Here is a 19,801-nt window from a genome sequence, read left to right as displayed (position 1 = left end):
GTCGTCGGCGCGGATGTCAAACAGTCATTCTGCCGCAAAGACCCTTGATTTCTTCGGGTCCAGCTTTTCGACGACGTCCAGATCGCCGTCGTCGACAACGTCCTCTTCCTGAGGATCGCTTCCTGCGTGTGGTTTCGGACTGAACCATTGCGAGACACGGTCCAGATAAAGATAGACAACCGGCGTGGTGAAGAGCGTCAGGACCTGGCTGACCAAGAGACCGCCGACCATGGCGTAGCCGAGCGGTTGACGCAGCTCCGAGCCGGTGCCGTGGCCGAGCATCAGCGGCACGCCGCCGAGCACCGCCGCCATCGTGGTCATCAGAATCGGACGGAAGCGCAGCAGGCATGCCCTTCGAATGGCCTCAACCGGCGACAGGCCCTGATCCCGCTCCGCAGCGATCGCGAAGTCGACCAGCATGATGCCGTTCTTCTTGACGATGCCGATCAGCAGGACGAGGCCGATCAACCCGATCAGGCTGAAGTCGAAATGGAAGATGAGGAGCGTCGCCAGAGCGCCGACACCGGCCGACGGCAGGGTCGACAGAATCGTCAAGGGGTGAATGTAGCTCTCGTAGAGCACGCCGAGAATGAGATAGACCACGATCAGCGCCGCCACGATTAGCAAAGGCACGGAGGAGAGAGACTCCTGGAACGCCTTCGCCGTGCCTGCGAAAGTCGAGGTGATCGCGGCCGGCACGTTCATCTGCTGTTCCATCGCGTCGATCGCCTGCGTCGCCTGGCCGAGCGCGACGTTGGGCGCGAGGTTGAAGGAGACCGTCACCGCGGGAAACTGGCCCTGATGGTTGATGGCCAGAGGCCGGACCGGAGCCGTGGTCCACTTGGTGAACGCCGACAGCGGCACCTCGCCTCCCGTCGTCGGGGAACGGAGGTAGATCTGCTCCAGCGTGGACGGATTCTTCTGCAGCGAGGGCAGCACCTCGAGGACGACATAGTAGGTGGACAATTGGGTGAAATATGTCGCGATCTCCCGCTGCCCGAATGCGTCATACAGGGTCGCGTCGATCACGTCGGGCGTGATCCCGAAACGCGCGGCCTGGTTGCGGTCGATCGACAGCGTCAGCGTCGTGCCCGACGTCTGCTGGTCGGACGCGACGTCGCGAAGCTCGGGCATCTCCTTCATCTTCGCGAGCAGCTTCGGGGCCCATGTGTTGAGCTGGTCCATGTCGGTCGACTGCAGGGTGAACTGAAATTGCGTCCGGGACGCCCGGCCGCCGACACGTACGTCCTGCGCCGACTGGAGATAGAGCCGCGCGCCCTGGACCTTCGCCGTCTGGACCTGCAGACGACGGATGACCTGGTCGGCCGAGTCGGTGCGTTCATCCCGCGGCTTCAACGTAATGTACATCGTGCCGTCGTTGAGCGTATTGCCGCTTCCGCCCATCCGCATCGCCATGTGGTCGATCGCCGGATCCTTCAGCACGATCGCGCCGATCTCCTGCATGTGCTTCGCCATATCGGCGATCGACACGTCCTGCGACGTTTCGACGATTCCGGTGATCAGCCCGGTATCCTGCTGCGGAAAGAACCCTTTGGGGATGATCACGAAGAGATAGACCGTCAGCGCGATCGTCGCGAAGAACACCATCAAGGTGATGAAGCGGAAACGCAGCACGAGGTCGAGGCCTCGCTCGTAGCCGTTCACGAGGGCCTGGAACATCCGCTCGCTGAGCATATAGAGCCTGCCGTGATGCTCCTCGTCGTGCGATTTGAGGAAGCGCGACGCCATCATCGGCGTCAACGTCAGCGATACCAGGGCCGACACGGCGATCGTCATCGCGAGCGTCACCGAAAATTCGCGGAACAGGCGGCCGATAATCCCGCTCATCAGCAATAGCGGAATCAAGACCGCGATCAGCGAAACGGAGATCGAGATGATCGTGAAGCCGATTTCGCTGGCGCCCTTGAGCGCGGCGGCCATCGGCGTCTCGCCCTCCTCGATGTAGCGGGTGATGTTCTCCAGCATCACGATTGCATCGTCGACCACGAAGCCGACCGCGATGGTGAGAGCCATCAGTGACAGATTGTCGAGGCTGTAGCCGGCTATCCACATCAGCGCGCAGGCGCCCAGCAACGCAAGCGGCACCGTGATCGACGGAATAATAGTGGCCCAGACGCTGCGCAGGAAGACGAAGATCACCATCACGACGAGGCCGATCGTCAGCAGCAGCGTGAACTGCACGTCCTTCACCGCCGCGCGGATCGTCTGCGTGCGGTCCGACAGCACCGAGACCTTGATGGCCGGCGAGATACCGGCCTGCAGATGCGGAAGCTGTTTCATGACGCTGTCGACGGTGTCGATGACGTTGGCGCCCGGCTGCTTGAAGATGACCAGGAAGACGCCGGGCTTGCCGTCAACCCAGCCGTATTGGGTATTGTCCAGCGGCGCACTGACGGCATGGCCGATGTCGCCGACACGGACGGGACTGCCGTTCCGATAGGCGATGACGATGTCGTTCCAGGCATCGGCCTTGGTGAACTGGTCGTTGGCATAGACGGTGTAGGTGCGGGTGTCGCCGTTGAGGGTTCCCTTGGGATTGTTGACGGTGATCACCGAGAGCGGGGTGCGCACGTCCTCCAGCGACAGGCCCTTGGCGACCAGCTTGGCGGGATCGATCTGGACACGGATCGACGGCGCCTGCTGTCCACCGACGCTGACCTGGCCGACACCGCTGATATGGCTGATCGCCTGCGCGAGCTTGGTGTAGGTCTCGTCGGACACCTGCGTCATCGGCAGCGTCGTCGATGTGGCGCCGAGCGTGAGAATGGGTGAGTCGGCCGGATTGACCTTTCTGTAGGTCGGCGGGGTCGGCATGTTCTTGGGCAATTGCCCGCTCGCGGCATTGATGGCGGCGAGCACGTCGGAGCCGGCGCCATCGATGTTGCGCGAGAGATCGAACTGCAGAACGATCTGGGTCGAGCTGGTCTGGCTCTGCGACGTCATCTCCGAGACGCCGGGAATGAGCGCAAATTGCGATTCGAGCGGTTGCGCCACCGAAGAAGCCATCGTTTCCGGATCCGCGCCGGGAAGGTTGGCGGAGACCTGGATGGTGGGGAAGTYGACTTCCGGCAGCGGCGCCACCGGCAATTGCGGGTAGGCGATGATCCCGACGAAGACGATGCCGACCATCAGCAGCGACGTCGCGATGGGGAGGCGAATGAAGGGAGCCGAGATACCGCCAGCCATGTCAGTCAGCCGATCCGGTCTTGACCTGGGTGGCAGTGGCGCTCGCATCCGCCGTCGGCGCGGCCTGCGGCTTGTCGTCGACCAGCGCGCCATCGAACAGGCGCGACTGCCCGGCCACCACGATCCTGTCTCCGACGTTCAGGCCTTCGGAGATCACGGCATTCGCGTCGCCACTCTGGCTGACCTTGATCGGCCTCGCGCTGACCTTGCCGTTGTCGCCGATCACGTAGGCGAACAGACCGGACGGCCCGTGCTGCACGCCATCCTGCGGCACGACGACGACGTCCTTGCGCGTATCGATCAGCATCCGCGTGGTGACCGACAGGCCGGGCCACAGCGCGTTGTCCTTGTTGTCGAAGCGCGCTTTCAGGCTGATGGTCCCGGTGGCTTGGTTCACCGAATTGTCCATGACCACGAGCCTGCCTTGCGACAGTGTCCTGGTTCCGTCCGAGGTCAGCGCCTCGACGGGCACCTCGCCGGCGTCAAAGGCCTTGTCGATGGCCTGCAATTGCTCTTCAGGTTCCGTGAACTGCACGGCGATCGGCTGCAGCTGGGCGATGGTGACGATCCCCGTCGTATCCGCGGCATGCACGATGTTGCCGGGGTCGACCAGCCGGAAACCCGTTCGTCCGCTGATCGGCGCCTTGATCGAGGTGTAACCGAGATTGGTCTGCGCATTGTCGATGGCAGCCTGGTCACCCTTCACCTGCGCGGTCAGTTGATCGACCAGCGCCTGCTGGGTATCGAGATTTTGCTGGGTCTCGAATTGCTGCTTCGCGAGCTTCTGAAAGCGCTCCAGGTTCAACCGGTCGTTCCTCAGATTGGCCTCGTCCTGGGCCTTCTTCGCCACCGCCTGCTCGAGAGCCGCGGTAAAGGGGCGTTGATCGATCTCCAGAAGTGGATCGCCCTCCTTCACCATCTGCCCCTGTTTGAAGAACACCTTGGTGATCTGACCGTCGACGCGGCTCTTGACCGTCACCGTCTTGAACGGCGAGACGACTCCGAGACCGTAGGCGCGCACGGGAAAGTCGGCCTTCTTCACTACGAACGAGGTGACGGGAATCTTCGCCGCGGCCTGACTGGCAGCGCTTTGGGCGGCCGCTGCGGCTGGCTTGACGCCCCCGAGCAGCTCATACCATGCGCCATAGGCCACCGCGGCTATTGCAAGGATTCCAAACAGCGCAACGCTGAACTTCGGTCGCGTTGACAAATTGATGGCCCTCTAACTGTTTGTACCTGCCTACGGGTGACCCGACTGATTGCAGGTGAAACCGCCGCCTCGGATTGGAAGTATCGCGGACAAAATCCCAGCGTCAAAATGACGATCGCGTGCGAAAATCTGTACAAATTTTCATGTTCGCTCGCCGCAAGACGCAGTCGCTCGATCAAAGCCATCCAACGAAGGACAGGCAGAAACAAACAGAAACGAAATGGAGAGACGTGGGAGGTCACCGCGGCATCACGCTGAATTGCGCCAGCGCTCGCGAATTTCAGGACCGCTCGCCTCAAGTCAGGCCTCATCATTGAAATTCAGCAAGCGCTGCTTGATGGGAACGAGGCGCGAGATGAAGGCTGATCAACCGAACCACCGGGGAAATGTCGTACCCTTTCGAACGCGATCAGGAGGCGGCAGAGATCCGGTTGATGATGCACGGTCCGGCAACATCTTGCGCATGCTCGACCTCTCGAAGTTCGAACACCATCGCGCCACTGTCGAGAACCGCCCCAGCATGCGTTCCAACATCGCGGCAATGGTTCTGCTCGGGCTTCTCGTATTCATTGCAACGGAGGACTTTTCCAGGCTCGAGCAAGCGAACCTGTGCTTCGATAAATCGGAATGCAGGAATTGAATAACGTTCGTCATCAACTGACGGCGTAACGACGAATCGCAGTTTCAGCGGCAGGCGTGTCGGCCGACCGGCGTTCGCACGGATGTCAGCGATGTCCGGCTTGCCTTCAACGAGGAACGAAGGTCCGGAAGACCCCATTGGCACCGTCCCGCCAATCGTGTAACCCGGCCGAAACCCTCGCCGGGACGGGACGCTGATGAGTGCGGTTGCCACTGATAACGCGGGAGATGGCACCCGCGCGCTGATCTTTGCGCTGCTTGCGCTCGCCTGCGGGCACATGCTCTCGACCTTGCTGCGCACGATTCCCGCCGTCAGCCTCGACCTGATGGCGGCGGATTTCCACATGGAGCCGCAGGCGCTGGCGAGCCTCACCTCGGTCTATCCCTTTGCCTTTGCCGCCGCGCAGATTCCGGTCGGCGCTGCGATGGATCGCTTCGGCGTGCGGCCGGTGTCGCTGAGTCTGCTTATGGGAACCGTGATCGGCGCCATCGCGTCGGGATTCGCGACGGGGCCGGAAAGTTTTGCGGTCGGGCAGGTGATGCTCGGCATCGCGACATCAGGCATGCTGATGTGCCCGATGACGCTGGCAGCCAAGCAATTGTCGGCGGCGCGGTTCGGGCTGTGGTCCGGCGCGATCCTCTCGATCGGCAATATCGGCATGCTGCTGTCGTCGAGCCCGCTCGCCTTCGTGGTCGATCATTACGGCTGGCGCGCCGGATTCTGGATCTCCGCGCTCGGCGGCGTCCTCGTCGCGCTCGCGGTGTTCTTGCTGGTGCCGAGGCAGCCGGCCGAGCACAAGGACGAGTCCTCGCCGCTGTCGCAGATGATCGAGGTGCTCAGGCTCGGACTCTCGCGTCCCCTGCGTGGCCTGATCGCGCTGGCGCTGGTGTCGCTCGCGACCTCGCTGGTGCTGCGCGGCCTGTGGGGCGGACCTTGGCTGATGGAGGTCAAGGGACTGACGCGGGTCGAGGCCGGCAACCAGCTCGGCGCGTTCACGCTGGCGATGATTGCGGGTCCCCTGTGCATCGGCATGATCGACCGCAGGCTCAGTCGCCGCCGCGAGCTGGTGGCGGGCACGCATATGGTCGGCGCGCTGCTGCTGGCGCTGATGGCGCTCGGGGCGCCGCATTATGCAGTCTCGATCCTGTTCGGCGTGCCCGTGATGCCGCCGCAATATGACCTCGTGCTGTTCGTGCTCATCGGCCTTGCGACCTCCGCCCAGCCGCTGCTGTTCGGCATGTCGCGGCAGCTGGTCGATGCGCAAACCGCGGGCAAGGCGCTCGCGGCGATCAACCTCGCCTTCTTCCTCGGCGCCGCCCTGATGCAGTCGATGACGGGCGCGGTGGCGGCATTCGCGGGGCTGCCGGCGGTGCTGCTGTTCATGGCGGCGGCGCTACTTCTGGGCGCGCTGATCTTCCTGGCCTATACGCGCACTGCGTGAAGCAGCCTCGTACAACAGCGTGGCGCAGGGGATGCTCCCGATTCTTCCTGTCGCGACAGCCTCTGTGAAAAGTCGCAACCTGCAGTGGCCGTTATTTCCACTGTGACCCGGTGGTTACAGCCGCCGCATGACTCGCCGGATATTGTGACCGGATCGCGAAGTCGGACAACTCACCAGATGAAGTCGCTGGCCTGTGCGATGCCGACACGCACGATGCGCCTCAGGCGCCATTGCCGTTAGTTGAAGGAAGATCCTCGCATGACCACCAAAACCCTTTTCAGCGCCATTGCGCTGGCCGTTTCGACGTTGACCTCGGCCATGGCGGCGGACGTGTCGATGCCGTACAAGGCGGCGCCCGCGGCCCCGGCCTTCTCCTGGACCGGTTGCTATGTCGGCGGCAATGGCGGCGGCGGCCGCGGGGTCAACGAGCAGCAGCCCATCGTCGGGCAAGCATTCACCGCCAATCACAACAGCGGCTGGCTCGCCGGTGTGCAGGGCGGCTGCGACTATCAGGTCGGCTCCCTGGTGGTCGGCCTCGAAGGCCAGTTCGATTGGGCCGACATGAAGGACACCAGCACGACACTGATTCCGGGCGGCGCCGCCGGCTTCCTGCTGACGACCCAGCTCGATCGCGTCGCCACCGCGACCGGCCGCATCGGCTACGCCTTCGATCGCGTGCTGTTTTACGCCAAGGGCGGCGCCGCCTTCGCCCGCTTCAATCATCAGATGACGCAGACCGATTTCGCCGCCTTCTCGGTTGATTTCAAGGGGTCGCGCGATGTGACGGGATTCGTCGTCGGCGCCGGCCTCGAATATGCGCTGCTGCCAAACCTGTCGTTGAAGGCCGAATACAATTATTTCGACTTTGGAACGAACGGCTACACCCTGAACTGCACCAGCAGTCCCGGATGTGCTACTCCCTTCTTCCCGGCCACCGTCCGGCAGAACATGCAAACCGTCATGCTGGGCGTGAATTGGCGATTCAATTCTGCCCTCACCCCGCTCGTCGCGCGATACTGATTGCTGTGCCAAAGGCGGCGCGTCGTGTTCGGCGCGCCGCCGCAAGCAGCCGCCGTGGCTTTGATGCGGTCGTCCCTGCCCCGCCCGAAAACTCACCGGACTCTCTGAGAGGCCTTGCGAAACACGGCGCAGCGAAGGATGCTGACGCGTACCGTGCATCAAAGGACCATCTCATGCCTGTCGACACCAAAGCCGCCACCGACCGCCTCATGCGCTTCCTCGCCGTCGAGGGCGTCACCGGACAGGAGGCGGCGATCGGGCGTGAGCTCACCGCCGCGCTAAAGGAGAGCGGCGTGCCGGCGAAGGCGATCCGGCTCGACGACGCCAACACCCGCATTCCCGTGCCGACCGAGACCGGCAACCTCATCGTCGACCTGCCCGGCCGCGGCGCGCTGCACAACCAGCCGCGCATCATGTTCATGACCCACATGGACACCGTGCCGCTGTGTGCCGGCGCCAAGCCGAAGAAATCCGGCCGCAAGATCGTCAACGAGGCCAAGACCGCACTCGGCGGCGACAACCGCTGCGGCTGCGGCGTGCTGGTGACGCTGGCCGCCGAGCTCGCCAAGCAGAAGCTCGATCATCCCCCGATCACGCTGCTGTTCTGCGTGCGCGAGGAGAGCGGGCTCTACGGCGCGCGCCACGTCAAGCTGGACGAACTCGGCTCGCCGGCGATGGCCTTCAACTATGACGGCGGCTCGGCCTCCAACGTCATCATCGGCGCCGTCGGCGCGGACCGCTGGAATGTCGAGATCTTCGGCCGCGCCTCGCATGCCGGCGTCGCACCGGAGCGCGGCATCTCCTCGACCATGATCATGGCGCTGGCGCTCGCCGAGGTGAAGTCCGGCGGCTGGTTCGGCAAGGTCGTGAAGGGCAAGAGCCAAGGCACCAGCAATGTCGGCCCCGTCACCGGCGGCGAGGGCCGCCCGGCGGGCGATGCCACCAATGTCGTCACCGACTACGTCCATGTGCGCGGCGAGAGCCGCAGCCACGACGGCAAATTCTTCAAGGAGATCACCAAGGCCTACAAGGCCGCGTTCGAGAAGGCCGCCAAGAAGGTGACGAACGCGCAGGGCAAATCCGGCAAGGTCAAGTTCAAGGCCGAGACCGACTATTTTCCGTTCCGCATGAAGGACAATCTCCCCGTCGTCAAACGCGCGGTCGAGGCGGTGTCCGCGGTCGGCGGCACGCCGAACGTCCGCACCGCCAATGGCGGTCTCGATGCCAACTGGATGGTCCGCCACGGCGTTCCGACCGTGACCTTCGGCGCCGGCCAGAACGAGGCGCACACGATCGACGAGTGGATCAACCTCGACGAATACGACCGCGCCTGCGCGCTGGCCGTGCAGCTCGCGACGATGCGGTGAGGCGCGTCGCGCGTGAGCTCAGAGAGATCATTTGTCGCCAATGACGGCACCGTCATTGGATATCGGCAACTGGGCTCAGGCCCCGGACTGGTGCTGCTCCATGGCGCGCTGCAGAGCGCAGCGAGCTTTACTGACCTTGGCGCAGCGCTGGCCAACCGCTTCACCGTTCTCATCCCGGACCGCCGCGGTCGTGGTCTGAGCGGACCGTTCCGGCCCGACCACTGCATGGCGACCGAGATCGATGATCTCGGCCGGCTTCTCGCCGAGACGGGCGCACGAAATGTGTTTGCATTGAGCGCCGGGGCCTTGGTTGCCATGCACACCGCGCTCGCCAATCCGGCGATCGCGCGCCTCACGCTTTACGAGCCGCCGCTCGAATTCGGCGGGGTCCAGCCGCGCTACTGGGCCGCTGGCTATGAGGCGGCCCTGGCGAAGGGGGATCTGCCGGGCGCCCTTGTTGCCGTGCTCAAAGGCACCGGCGACAACGAGATCATGACAAGGCTCCCTGCGCCTGTCCTTAAATCGTTCTTCGCCATGATGATGCGGCTCCGTCCCAACGCGGCCGTTGGCAACGGGCCGCCTCTGGCCACGCTCATCCCCACGGTCCACTACGACATCGAGCTGATTGCGGAGAAAGCCGGCGATCTTGACCGCTTCAGGAGCTTGAGCACGGAAACGCTGCTGCTTGGCGGCGATCGGAGCCAGGGCTATCTCGCCACCGCCCTCGATGCTCTCGCCGCGATCCTGCCGAACGCGACGCGCGTTGAATTCAAGGGCGCCGGACACATCGCGGCAGACAACGAAGGCGACCCGATTCGCGTTGCGGCGGAGCTGCGTCGTTTCTTCGCATGAAGTCGTCCGCAGGACGGGGAGAGTGCAGCGAAACCCATCGCCGCGGTAACGAAGATGATGGGTTTCGCTTCGCTCTACCCATCCTACAGAACTGCCCTGCATCGCCCGCGGTTGCCCGCCGATGCCTGCCGGCCTAGCCTGCAAGGAAAAGCAGGGAGGCCGCATGGCACGCGTCGCAAATATCGAAGCCGGATTCTACCGGATCCCGCTCCCCGTCACGCTGTCCGACTCAACGCATGGCGAGATCGCGGCATTCGAGCTGATCACCTGCCGCATCCGCGATGCCGACGGCGCCGAAGGCGTCGGCTACACCTACACGGTCGGGCGCAATGGCGGGGCGACTGCGGACATCCTCAAACGCGAGATCCCGCCGCTCGTCGAAGGACGCGAGGCCGACGACACCGAAGCGATCTGGCATCACGTCTGGTGGGGCCTGCATTATGGCGGGCGCGGCGGACCGGCGGTGCTGGCACTGTCCGCGCTCGACATCGCGTTGTGGGACCTGAAGGCGCGGCGCGCGAAATTGCCGCTGTTCCGCCTGCTCGGCGGCTTCGATGCGCACGTGCCCTGCTATGCCGGTGGCATCGACCTCGATCTCTCCGTCGAGGCGCTGCTCGCCCAGACCGACGGCAATCTCGCCAAGGGCTTTCGCGCTATCAAGATGAAGGTCGGCCGGCCCGATCTCAAATCCGACGTCGCGCGCGTCGCGGCCATGCGCAAACATCTCGGCGACGGCTTTCCGCTGATGGCGGACGCCAATATGAAATGGACGGTCGAGGACGCGATCCGCGCCGCCCGCGCCTTCGTCCCCTACGACCTCACCTGGCTCGAGGAGCCTGTTATCCCCGACGACGTCGCGGGCCATGCCCGCATCATGCAGGCCGGCGGCGTGCCGATCGCGGCCGGCGAGAATTTGCGCTCGCTGTGGGAGTTCAAGAACTACATCGTCGCCGGCGCGGTATCCTATCCCGAGCCTGACGTCACCAATTGCGGCGGCGTGAGTGCGTTCATGAAGATCGCGCGGCTCGCGGAGGCGTTCAATCTCCCGGTCACCAGCCACGGCGCGCACGACGTCACGGTGCATTTGCTCGCGGCCTGCCCGAACCGCTCGTATCTGGAAGCGCATGGTTTCGGGCTGGACAAGTATATCGAGCACCCGCTGGTGCTCGAGGACGGCAAGGCGCTGGCGCCGGACCGGCCGGGCCATGGCATCAGCTTCGACTGGAAAGGACTGGCGAAGCTCTCGCCGTAGGGCAATCCGTCATGGCCGAAGCAAGACGTGGATGGCCGGGTCATAGGCGAGCGGAAGCGACGCCGTCCTTCGGACGGCTATGGCGAGCGGAAGCGACGCCGTCCTTCGGACGGCTATGCCCGGCCATGACGATGTTGCTGCACGCGAGACATTCGCAGGCGCTTGACGGGTCGGCTCAATATTCGGCTATGCTGGCATTAGCCGGCCTCCTTGCGAAAGATCCCCGCCTTGCCCCCCGAGCTGCACCAGAAACTGACCCAGTGGCGCCGGCATCTACATGCCCACCCGGAACTGGGCCTCCACGAGAAGGCCACCTCGGCCTTCGTGCAGGAGAAGCTCACCGAGCTCGGCATTCCCTTCGAAGCGGGCATCGGCGGCCACGGCGTCGTTGCGACGCTGACGCGAGGGGCGGCGCAGGGCCGCGTCGGCCTGCGCGCCGACATGGACGCGCTGCCGATCACCGAGGACACCGGCCTGCCCTACGCCTCGACGACATCAGGCGTGATGCATGCCTGCGGTCATGACGGGCACACCGCCTCGCTGCTCGGCGCGGCCGCGCTGCTGGTGGCCGACACCAGCTGGAGCGGCACCGTCGACTTCATCTTCCAGCCGGCCGAGGAAGGCCTTGGCGGCGCGCGCGCGATGGTCGGGGCGGGCCTGTTCGACCGCTTTCCGATGACGCGGGTGTTCGGCTTCCACAACTGGCCCGGGCTCGCAGCCGGCACCATTGCGGTCCACGACGGCGTCGTGATGGCCTCCGGCGGACGCGTCAGCATCACCATCGACGGCCATGCCGGACATGCCGGCATGCCGCATCTGACCCGCGATCCCGTCATGGCGGCGGGACACCTGATCGTGGCGCTGCAATCGGTCGTGTCGCGCAGCATCGATCCGCTCGACACCGCCGTGCTCTCGCTGTGTACGCTCGAAGGCGGCACGGCGCGCAACCAGATCGCGGGACGCGTCACCATCGGCGGCACGCTGCGGTATCATCGCGACGCGGTGAAGGATGTCATCCTGGCGCGGATCGGAGAGGTCTGCGCAGGCATTGCAACGACCTTCGGCGTCAAGGTCACGCCCGAAATCGTCATGGGTGTCGGCGTGGTGGTCAACACGCCGGCCGAGGCGGGCCTGGCGCGCCTCGCAGCGGAGAGGGTGCAGACCGAGGTGCGACGCGATCTCGCGCCGAGCATGGCCGGCGAGGATTTTGCCTTCTTCCTCAAGCAGTGCCCCGGCGCCTTCGCCTGGATCGGCAACGGTGAATTGCGCGACGGCGCCGAGCTGCACGGCCCGCGCTACGATTTCAACGACGCGATTTTGCCGGTCGCCTCGAGCTGGATGGCCGAGGTCGCCAAGGTGGCGCTGAAGTCGAACTGACCCCGGAACGGCAGGGCCTCGGATTCCCTGCGCATGACGTCGGCCGTGCGCCGACCGTCCCGCCGCACTGTCCCACCGACACTTTTTCTTTGGCCTGCAACCCTTTGAACATGCAGCGGCGATGACTGCCCGACCGGGCGCGTTGCAGCACCGCACCGCTGCGCGCGCTTGACGCGGGACGTGCGGGCAGGAATAATGAAATTAAAGAACAATTGTTCGTATTCCGAACAATATGCAGCGGGATCAAGCGGGCTCACAACACCGCATCCGCGCCACCAGAGGAAACGTCATCGATGCAAGCCATCCTCAATGGCGACAGCACGCTCATCGTCGCGATGATCGTCGCCTACATCGCCTTCACGTCCTGGCTCACGTTCAGGCTGCGCAGCAGGACCAGCGATCAGTTCATGACGGGCGCACGCGCGATGCCGGCGGTGGTCGTCGGCGTGCTGATGATGTCCGAATTCGTCGGCGCCAAATCGACCGTCGGCACGGCGCAGGAAGCGTTTCAGTCGGGCATGGCGGCGGGGTGGGCCGTGCTCGGCGCCTCGATCGGCTTCCTGCTGTTCGGGTTCCTGATGGTGAAGAAGCTCTACAGTTCCGGCGAATACACCATCTCGGCGGCGATCGCGCAGAAATACGGCAAGTCGACCATGCTCACGGTGTCGGTGATCATGATCTACGCGCTGCTGCTCGTGAACGTCGGCAACTATGTGAGCGGCGCGGCCGCAATCGCCACCGCACTGCATGTCAGCATGCCTGTTGCGATGTGCATCATCGCCGTGGTCAGCACCTTCTACTACGTGTTCGGCGGGCTGAAGGGCGTCGCCTGGGTGACGATCCTGCACAGCGCCATCAAGGTCGTCGGTATCGTCATCATATTCTCGGTTGCGATGTCGCTGACCGGCGGCATCGCGCCGATCCAGGCCAAGCTGCCCGCCTATTACTTCAGCTGGGACGGCAAGATCGGCTTTGCGACCATCTTCGCCTGGACCTTTGGCACCGTCGGCGCGATCTTCTCGACCCAGTTCATCGTGCAGGCGATCTCATCGACGCCGAGCGCCGATGACGCGCGCAGGGCCACCTTCTATGCGGCGGCGTTCTGCCTGCCGCTCGGATTCCTGCTCGCCTTGATCGGCGTCTCCGCGAAATTCCTCTATCCCGACATGAACAGCCTCTACGCGCTGCCGGTGTTTTTGGAGAAGATGCCGCCGCTGGCCTCGGCTTTCGTGACGACCTCGCTCGTCGCCTCGATCTTCGTCAGCGTCTGCACGGTGGCGCTCGCGATCGCCTCGCTGGTGGTCCGCGACTTCTACGTCCCCTACTGGAAGCCAACGCCGGAGCGGGAGCTGAAGATGACCCGCCTGTTCTCGGTGGCGATCGGCATTGCACCGCTGGTCTTCGTCTTCTTCATTCCTGAAATCCTCAAGCTGTCGTTCTTCACGCGCGCGCTGCGCCTGTCGATCACCATCATCGCGATGATGGGCTTCTATCTGCCGCTGTTTGCCAGCAACCGCGGCGCCACCGCGGGCCTGATCGGCGCCGCGATCTCGACGACGGCCTGGTACATGCTCGGAAACCCCTTCGGCATCGACAACATGTATGTCGCGGCCGCGACGCCGCTGGTGGTGATGGCGGTCGAGCGCCTGGTGATGGGCCGCGCTCCGGCCGCCGCCACGACGCCGCAGCCAAATGCATTGATGGAAAGGACTTCGACATGATCATCGATACCGGGATCGTGACCGCCGACGTCGGGACCGCCGCCGATGGCGTCGTTCGCCCGGCCGCCGGCGATCCCGACCGGTCCGACGCTTTCATTCCCTCGCCTTGCGTGCAGAACCACGCCGCCAATCTGATGCCGCTCGCGAACGGCGATCTGGCCTGCGTCTGGTTCGGCGGCACGCAGGAGGGCATGTCGGACATCTCGGTCTATTTTTCGCGCCTGCCCCGCGGCGCGACGCAGTGGTCTCCCGCCAAAAAGCTGTCCGACGACAACGGACGTTCGGAGCAGAACCCGGTGCTGTTTCCCGCACCTGACGGCACGCTGTGGCTGATGTGGACGGCGCAGCTGGCGGGAAACCAGGACACCGCGCTGATCCGCCGCCGCCTCTCCCGCGACAACGGCAAGAACTGGGGCCCGATCGAGACGCTGTTTCCCGAGCAGCGCGGCCGCGGCACCTTCATCCGGCAGCCGATCGTCGTGCTCGACAATGGCGACTGGCTGCTGCCCGTGTTCTATTGCCACAGCACCCCGGGTCGGAAATGGAACGGCGACGAGGACACCAGCGCGGTGAAGATCTCGTCCGATTCCGGCGCGACCTGGCGCGACATCGACGTCCCCGGCAGCCGCGGCTGCGTGCATATGTGCATCGCGCGCCTCGACGACGGTTCGCTGATCGCCCTTTACCGCAGCCGCTGGGCGGACAACATCTATCAGAGCCGATCCACCGATCATGGCCGCACCTGGTTGGCGCCGGTCCAGACCGTGCTGCCCAACAACAACTCCTCGATCCAGGTCACGCGGCTTGGCAACGGTCATCTCGCGCTGGTCTTCAACGACTCCAGCGCCAGGGATGCGACCGGGCGCCGCCTCTCGCTCTACGACGAGATCGAGGACGATTTGCCGCCCGTGCTCGCCGGCGACGGCAAGACGACGGACGAACGCACCGCGTTCTGGGGCGCGCCGCGGGCGCCGATGACGCTGGCCGTCTCCGCCGATGGCGGGCGGACGTGGAGCAAACGCAACGTCGAGACCGGTGACGGCTTTTGCATGACCAACAATTCACGCGATCAGACCAATCGCGAACTGTCCTATCCTTCGGTCAAGGAGACCGCCGACGGGGCGATCCACATGGCCTTCACCTTCCATCGCCGCGCGATCAAATATGTGCGCGTGACCGAGCCATGGGTGAAGCGCGCCATCCGGGACTGAGAGCATGGACAAAAGGCCGCACGCGCTCGTCACGGGCGCCAGCTCAGGGATCGGCGCTGCGATCGTCGAACGGCTGCTGCGCGATGGCTGGCGCGTCACCGGCATCAGCCGGCGTCCCGCGCCATTCGACCATCCGGCCTTCGATCACCTCTCTCTCGATCTCGGGGAAGTCGATAGCATCGCAAACGCCGTCGCAGGCGTCGCGCCAACCGCGCTCGTTCACGCGGCCGGCATGCTCAAGGTCGGCGAGCTCGGATCGCTCGACCATGACGACGGCGCCGCGATGTGGCGACTGCATGTCGATGTCGCCGCGCGTCTCGCCGACGCGCTGGCGCCGCGCTTGCCGAAAGGAGGACGCATCGTCCTCATCGGCAGCCGCACCGCCTCGGGCGCGGCCGGCCGCGGTCAATATGCCGCGACCAAAGCGGCACTGGTTGCGCTCGCGCGGTCCTGGGCCATCGAGCTTGCGCCGCGCGGCGTCACGGTCAACGTCGTTGCGCCCGCCGCAACCGAGACGCCGATGCTGAAAGACCCGACCCGCGCCAATGTCGCACCAAAACTGCCCCCGATCGGCCGCTTCATTCGCCCGGAGGAAGTCGCGCACGCAGTGGCGTTCCTGCTTTCGCCGGAGGCTGCGGCCATCACCGGACAGCAGCTCGTCATCTGCGGCGGCAGCTCGTTCTAGGCGCACGGCCGCAATCACGGTCGGCCCGCAATTGCGCGAGGGACAGCCCTCGCGCGGCGGTTGCCCTCACATCATCGAGATTGGCAATTACGGCGATCAGCGCGTGGCCGCGATCCTTGCGCGGAAGCTCGCCTGCCCCTGCATGATCTTGTCGAGCAGTGCATCGAGCGCCCAGAAGCGCTCACGGATGTCGAAATCGATGGTCCGGCTGTGGGCGCAGGCGAACGTGCCGAGCCTCTGATGGTACAGCTTGGCCAGCTTGGGATATCCCATCGGCTCGGCCATCGCCGCGAGCGCGAGATAGACGGAGAGATCGTCCGCCAGCGCCGGATGCCGCGCGCTGTCGGTCAACAGCCATTTGTAGAGATCGGGATGGAAGTTCGTGAACACGCCGGTGAAGCCGGCGGATCCGCTTCTGATGGCGTCGAAGGCGATCGCCGCATTGGCATTGACGATGGCGAGCGAGGAGTTTTTCGTCAGCGCCACGCGACGCTTCACGGTCTCGAGGTCGCAGGACACGTCCTTGAGGATCGCGAAGCGCCCGCTCTCGGCACAGAACGCCAGCTCGTCGTCGGACATGAGCCGCCGGAACGGCGCGGGACATTCGTAGAGGCCGAGCGGAAGATCGGCGGGCAGCGCGTCGAGCAGATGGCGCAGATTGTCCATGAAGACCGTTCCGCCCTGCCCCTTCGGATCGAACCGGTTCGTCACCAGCACCAGTCCGTCCACGCCGGTCGCGGCGATGGAGGTCAGCTCGGTCACTTGATCGTCGCGGGATTCACTGACGTGGCCTGACGCGATGACGGGCACCCGGCCCGCCGCCTGCCGCACGACGAAGCGCGCCAGCGCGACGCGCTCCTCGAGGCTCAAAAACTGCATCTCGCTCGACTGGGCCACGGCGAACAGCGCATCCGCGCCATTGGCAATGTACCATTCGACGAGCTTTTCGAGGCCCGCATAGTCGATCGCGTCGGCTTCGGTGAACGGCGTCAGCATCACCGGAATGATGCCCTTGATGGTTGCGGTCACAAATCGGCTCCCAGGGTTGAAATTGTTGACAGGCAGGAGCCTGCCGCTCACGCGTCTTGCAACGCGTGAGCGTAGCTGTTCGGGCCGGCGGTCAGTTGCCGGCCACTTCCTTGATGCGCGCGATCATGTCGTCGACGGCCTTGTCGACCGGCACCTTGTTGGTGACGATGGCGTTCACGGCCTTCATCCAGACGTTCTCGTTGTTGAGGGTGGTGAACTTGTAGTTCTTGCTCATCTCGTAGCCGCCGACACCGGCGAAGAACTGGTCGCGCACGGCGCGGCGATGAACGTCGCCGTCCCAGAAGGCGGACTTCTGTGCGGCCGTCTTGACCGGGAACCAGCGACCGAGGGCGCCTTCGACATAGGGCTGGAGGTTCTCGTCGCGCAGCAGGAACGAGACGAACTCCTTGGCGCGGTCCTTGTTCTTGGCCTGCTCGAAGATCAGGCCGACCACCACGGAGGCGCGGGTGTGGACCGGCGTACCATCCGGCTTGTTGGGCCAGACCATGGTGCGGATGCGGTCATTATAGTTCTTCTTGGCTTCGTCGCGCTGCTCGGCGGTGAGCGTCTCGTTGCCGGCGTCGTCGAGCCATTTGCCGGGGAGCGAAACCGTCGAATTGTGCGTCATGATCGTCGTCTTGTTGTGGAAGGCGACGTTGTTGTCGGGATCCTTCCAGCTCGTCGCCGATTGCGGCGTGCAGCCTTTCGCGGCGAACTCGACATAGTCCGTCATGGCGGCGACGAGGCCCGCCTTCACCTTGGGATCGTCGACCAGGAGCTTGCCGTTGTCGTCGACCAGCACGACGTTGTAGGCGTCCATGAACACCAGGAACGAGATGAAGCTGTCGGTGGCGTCGACGCCCATCGGATGGCCGACGCCGTAGATGCGCTTGCCGGACGCCTTGCGCACGGCCGGTTGCGCCTTGTCACACCAGAACGACCAATAGCCCTTCCAGTCCTTCGGGATGTCGGTCTCCTTGAGACCTCCCTCCTCCAGCATGTCCTTCCAATAATGCAGATGCAGCGTCGCCTGCTTCAGCGGGAAGGCGTAGTAGGCCTTCGCCTTGGTCTTGTCGTTGTACAGCATGACCGTTTCGAGCGACTGCGGGGAGAACTCGCCCTTGATCGGTGCGAGCACGGAGCCGAGATCGACCAGCTTGCCTTCGGAGGCCCACTTGCCGGCGCCCTGGAAATGGTAGGTGTCCGCATAGGTCACGTCGGGCGGACTGCCGGCATCGAGCGCCGCCACCAGCTTCGGCATCATGTCCTGCGTCGCATATTGCGACAGCTCGACCTTGACCCCGGTCTTGGCCTCGAACTTCTTGATGACGGCGAGCAGCGCGTCTTCCTCGGCCTTGTAGTAGCCCTTGTTCCACCAGACGACGAGCTTCTCCTCGGCGGCTGCCGGGCTCGCCGTTCCCATCATCGGCAAGAGCAGCGAAACCGCCATCGAACAGTTTCTGGCCCACCGCAAAACGCTATTCCGCATTGTCGTTTCCTCTCCGTCTCATCCGGCGAGGGGCCCGCCGGTTGCTCTCATGGCGTTTAAAACGCGGCTATGTAAGCGCTTACATATGAGGAGTCAAGCGGCCCTTTGAGAGGGAAGCAGCCCTCCTGGCGGGACCAGGCGCGCTATCGAAGAGACGACCGCTCTCTGCGGGATCAGGCGCCCCTGGCGTGACCTGCGCTGTCGCGGATTTTCAAAACAGGCACGACTTCGCGGGACTGCGCCTGCGCTTGCCGGCCCGCGATCACGGCGAGAAGCTCGTTGGCCGCGAGGACGCCGATCTCCTGATTGTCGACCTTCATCGTCGTAAGCCCCGGAGAAAAGCGCGATGAAATCGCAAGATCATCGAAGCCGGTGATCGAAAAATCCCCGGGCGCGTCCAGGCCGCATTCCCGCGCAGCCATCAACGCACCGAGCGCCAGATTGTCGTTGCCGCAAACGATCGCGGTCGGCCGGACGTCGACGGCTTGCGTCATCAATCCGGCAAAGCTGGCCGCGCCGAACTCCAGTGTCGAGGGACCCATCATCAGATCCTGTGCCGCGATTTCCAAACCCGCGGCCGCGAGCGCTTCGCTGACGCCGCGAAGCCTGTCCTTCACGCGGTCGTTGTTGGTGTCGGGCTGGAAGATGGCGGCAAACCGGCGATGGCCGAGCGACAGCAGATGCTCCGTCATGCGGCTGAACGCGGCGCGATTGTCAAAGCCGATGCACGGATGCGGTGACAGCTTGTTGTAGGAGTACGTCACCACATACGGAATGCCGCGCGAGTTGAGCGCGTCAAAAAGCTCGGGGGGATGATTTTCACCGACCACGGCAATTGCTTCCACACCGCGCGCAAGCATCGCTTCGGCTTGCCGCAAGCCCTCGTCCGGATCATAGTTCGAGCAGCCCAGGAACAGCGTGAAGCCGCGTTCGCTGAAGACGGTCTGCATGCCGCCGATCTGGTGGGCGAAGATTTCATCGTCCAGGGTCGGGATGATGGCGCCGGCTATATGCGTCCGGCGCGAGGCCAGCGCCCGTCCGGCAGCGTTGGGAATCCAGTTCAGCGCGCGTGCGGCGTCCTTGACCCGCTGCCTGACCTCTTCGGAGACCTTGTCGGGTTCGTTGAAGGCGCGCGAGACGGTCGCGGTCGAGACATTGGCCTTGCGGGCGACCTCCTCGAGCTTGACGCGGCCGCTGCCTCCACGCGCTCTCTTTGAACCTGCCACCATCCCCGCCACGTCGGTCGAACGCCTGATCGATCAATACCTTGCCATGGTATTGACGACCACCGGAGTCCTCA

15 protein-coding genes are annotated in these 19,801 nt (G+C 64.4%); 9 read left to right on the top strand and 6 right to left on the bottom strand.

The genetic code is table 11. From position 1 onward, the window contains the following. Positions 1–24: 24 nt before the first annotated feature. From AC1DW2_RS16710 to AC1DW2_RS16700, 3 genes are all read right to left on the bottom strand, one after another. Positions 25–3,207: an efflux RND transporter permease subunit gene (locus AC1DW2_RS16710; RefSeq protein WP_477006625.1), complete on the bottom strand. Its 3,183-nt coding sequence runs from the start codon at positions 3,205–3,207 to the stop codon at positions 25–27. 1 nt (position 3,208) lies between these two features. Further along, the gene (locus AC1DW2_RS16705; RefSeq protein ID WP_477006624.1) at positions 3,209–4,417 is read right to left on the bottom strand and encodes an efflux RND transporter periplasmic adaptor subunit; all 1,209 of its coding nucleotides are present in this window, start codon (positions 4,415–4,417) and stop codon (positions 3,209–3,211) included. A 409-nt stretch (positions 4,418–4,826) separates the two neighbouring features. Next, positions 4,827–5,195 (bottom strand): hypothetical protein, encoded by a 369-nt coding sequence (locus tag AC1DW2_RS16700; RefSeq protein WP_477006623.1) that lies wholly within the window; start codon positions 5,193–5,195, stop codon positions 4,827–4,829. Positions 5,196–5,253: 58 nt separating this feature from the next. Between AC1DW2_RS16700 and AC1DW2_RS16695 the strand changes: the two genes are divergently transcribed. From AC1DW2_RS16695 to AC1DW2_RS16655, 9 genes are all read left to right on the top strand, one after another. Next, positions 5,254–6,498 (top strand): MFS transporter, encoded by a 1,245-nt coding sequence (locus tag AC1DW2_RS16695; protein ID WP_477006622.1) that lies wholly within the window; start codon positions 5,254–5,256, stop codon positions 6,496–6,498. A 258-nt stretch (positions 6,499–6,756) separates the two neighbouring features. Further along, complete coding sequence (locus AC1DW2_RS16690; protein ID WP_477006621.1) at positions 6,757–7,518, top strand: outer membrane protein; 762 nt, start codon at positions 6,757–6,759, stop codon at positions 7,516–7,518. A gap of 173 nt (positions 7,519–7,691) precedes the next feature. Beyond that, positions 7,692–8,885 (top strand): M20/M25/M40 family metallo-hydrolase, encoded by a 1,194-nt coding sequence (locus AC1DW2_RS16685; protein WP_477006620.1) that lies wholly within the window; start codon positions 7,692–7,694, stop codon positions 8,883–8,885. Between the two features lie 90 nt (positions 8,886–8,975). Continuing rightward, a complete protein-coding gene (locus tag AC1DW2_RS16680) occupies positions 8,976–9,737 on the top strand; it encodes an alpha/beta fold hydrolase (protein ID WP_354245901.1) in 762 nt (253 codons plus the stop codon). A gap of 163 nt (positions 9,738–9,900) precedes the next feature. Next, on the top strand, positions 9,901–10,989 hold the full coding sequence (locus tag AC1DW2_RS16675; RefSeq protein ID WP_477006619.1) for a mandelate racemase/muconate lactonizing enzyme family protein: 1,089 nt from the start codon (positions 9,901–9,903) through the stop codon (positions 10,987–10,989). A gap of 228 nt (positions 10,990–11,217) precedes the next feature. After that, on the top strand, positions 11,218–12,366 hold the full coding sequence (locus tag AC1DW2_RS16670) for an amidohydrolase (RefSeq protein ID WP_071916026.1): 1,149 nt from the start codon (positions 11,218–11,220) through the stop codon (positions 12,364–12,366). Between the two features lie 293 nt (positions 12,367–12,659). Next, positions 12,660–14,087 carry a sodium:solute symporter family protein gene (locus tag AC1DW2_RS16665; RefSeq protein ID WP_038944105.1) on the top strand — a complete coding sequence of 476 codons (1,428 nt, stop codon included), beginning with the start codon at positions 12,660–12,662 and terminating at the stop codon, positions 14,085–14,087. Beyond that, complete coding sequence (locus tag AC1DW2_RS16660) at positions 14,084–15,298, top strand: sialidase family protein (RefSeq protein WP_477006618.1); 1,215 nt, start codon at positions 14,084–14,086, stop codon at positions 15,296–15,298. Before AC1DW2_RS16665 ends, AC1DW2_RS16660 begins: the two co-directional genes overlap by 4 nt. A gap of 4 nt (positions 15,299–15,302) precedes the next feature. Then, the gene (locus tag AC1DW2_RS16655; RefSeq protein ID WP_477006617.1) at positions 15,303–15,983 is read left to right on the top strand and encodes an SDR family NAD(P)-dependent oxidoreductase; all 681 of its coding nucleotides are present in this window, start codon (positions 15,303–15,305) and stop codon (positions 15,981–15,983) included. A 96-nt stretch (positions 15,984–16,079) separates the two neighbouring features. Here AC1DW2_RS16655 and AC1DW2_RS16650 read toward each other — a convergent pair whose 3' ends face one another. The 3 genes from AC1DW2_RS16650 to AC1DW2_RS16640 form a co-directional block, all read right to left on the bottom strand. Next, a complete protein-coding gene (locus AC1DW2_RS16650; protein WP_477006616.1) occupies positions 16,080–17,012 on the bottom strand; it encodes a dihydrodipicolinate synthase family protein in 933 nt (310 codons plus the stop codon). Positions 17,013–17,103: 91 nt separating this feature from the next. After that, the gene (locus AC1DW2_RS16645; RefSeq protein ID WP_085404529.1) at positions 17,104–18,462 is read right to left on the bottom strand and encodes an ABC transporter substrate-binding protein; all 1,359 of its coding nucleotides are present in this window, start codon (positions 18,460–18,462) and stop codon (positions 17,104–17,106) included. Between the two features lie 212 nt (positions 18,463–18,674). After that, on the bottom strand, positions 18,675–19,730 hold the full coding sequence (locus AC1DW2_RS16640) for a LacI family DNA-binding transcriptional regulator (RefSeq protein WP_063984892.1): 1,056 nt from the start codon (positions 19,728–19,730) through the stop codon (positions 18,675–18,677). Positions 19,731–19,801 lie beyond the last annotated feature (71 nt).

Source organism: Bradyrhizobium sp. P3_C3 (genome assembly GCF_056402655.1).
This window is presented reverse-complemented; position numbering and strand designations above follow the sequence as displayed.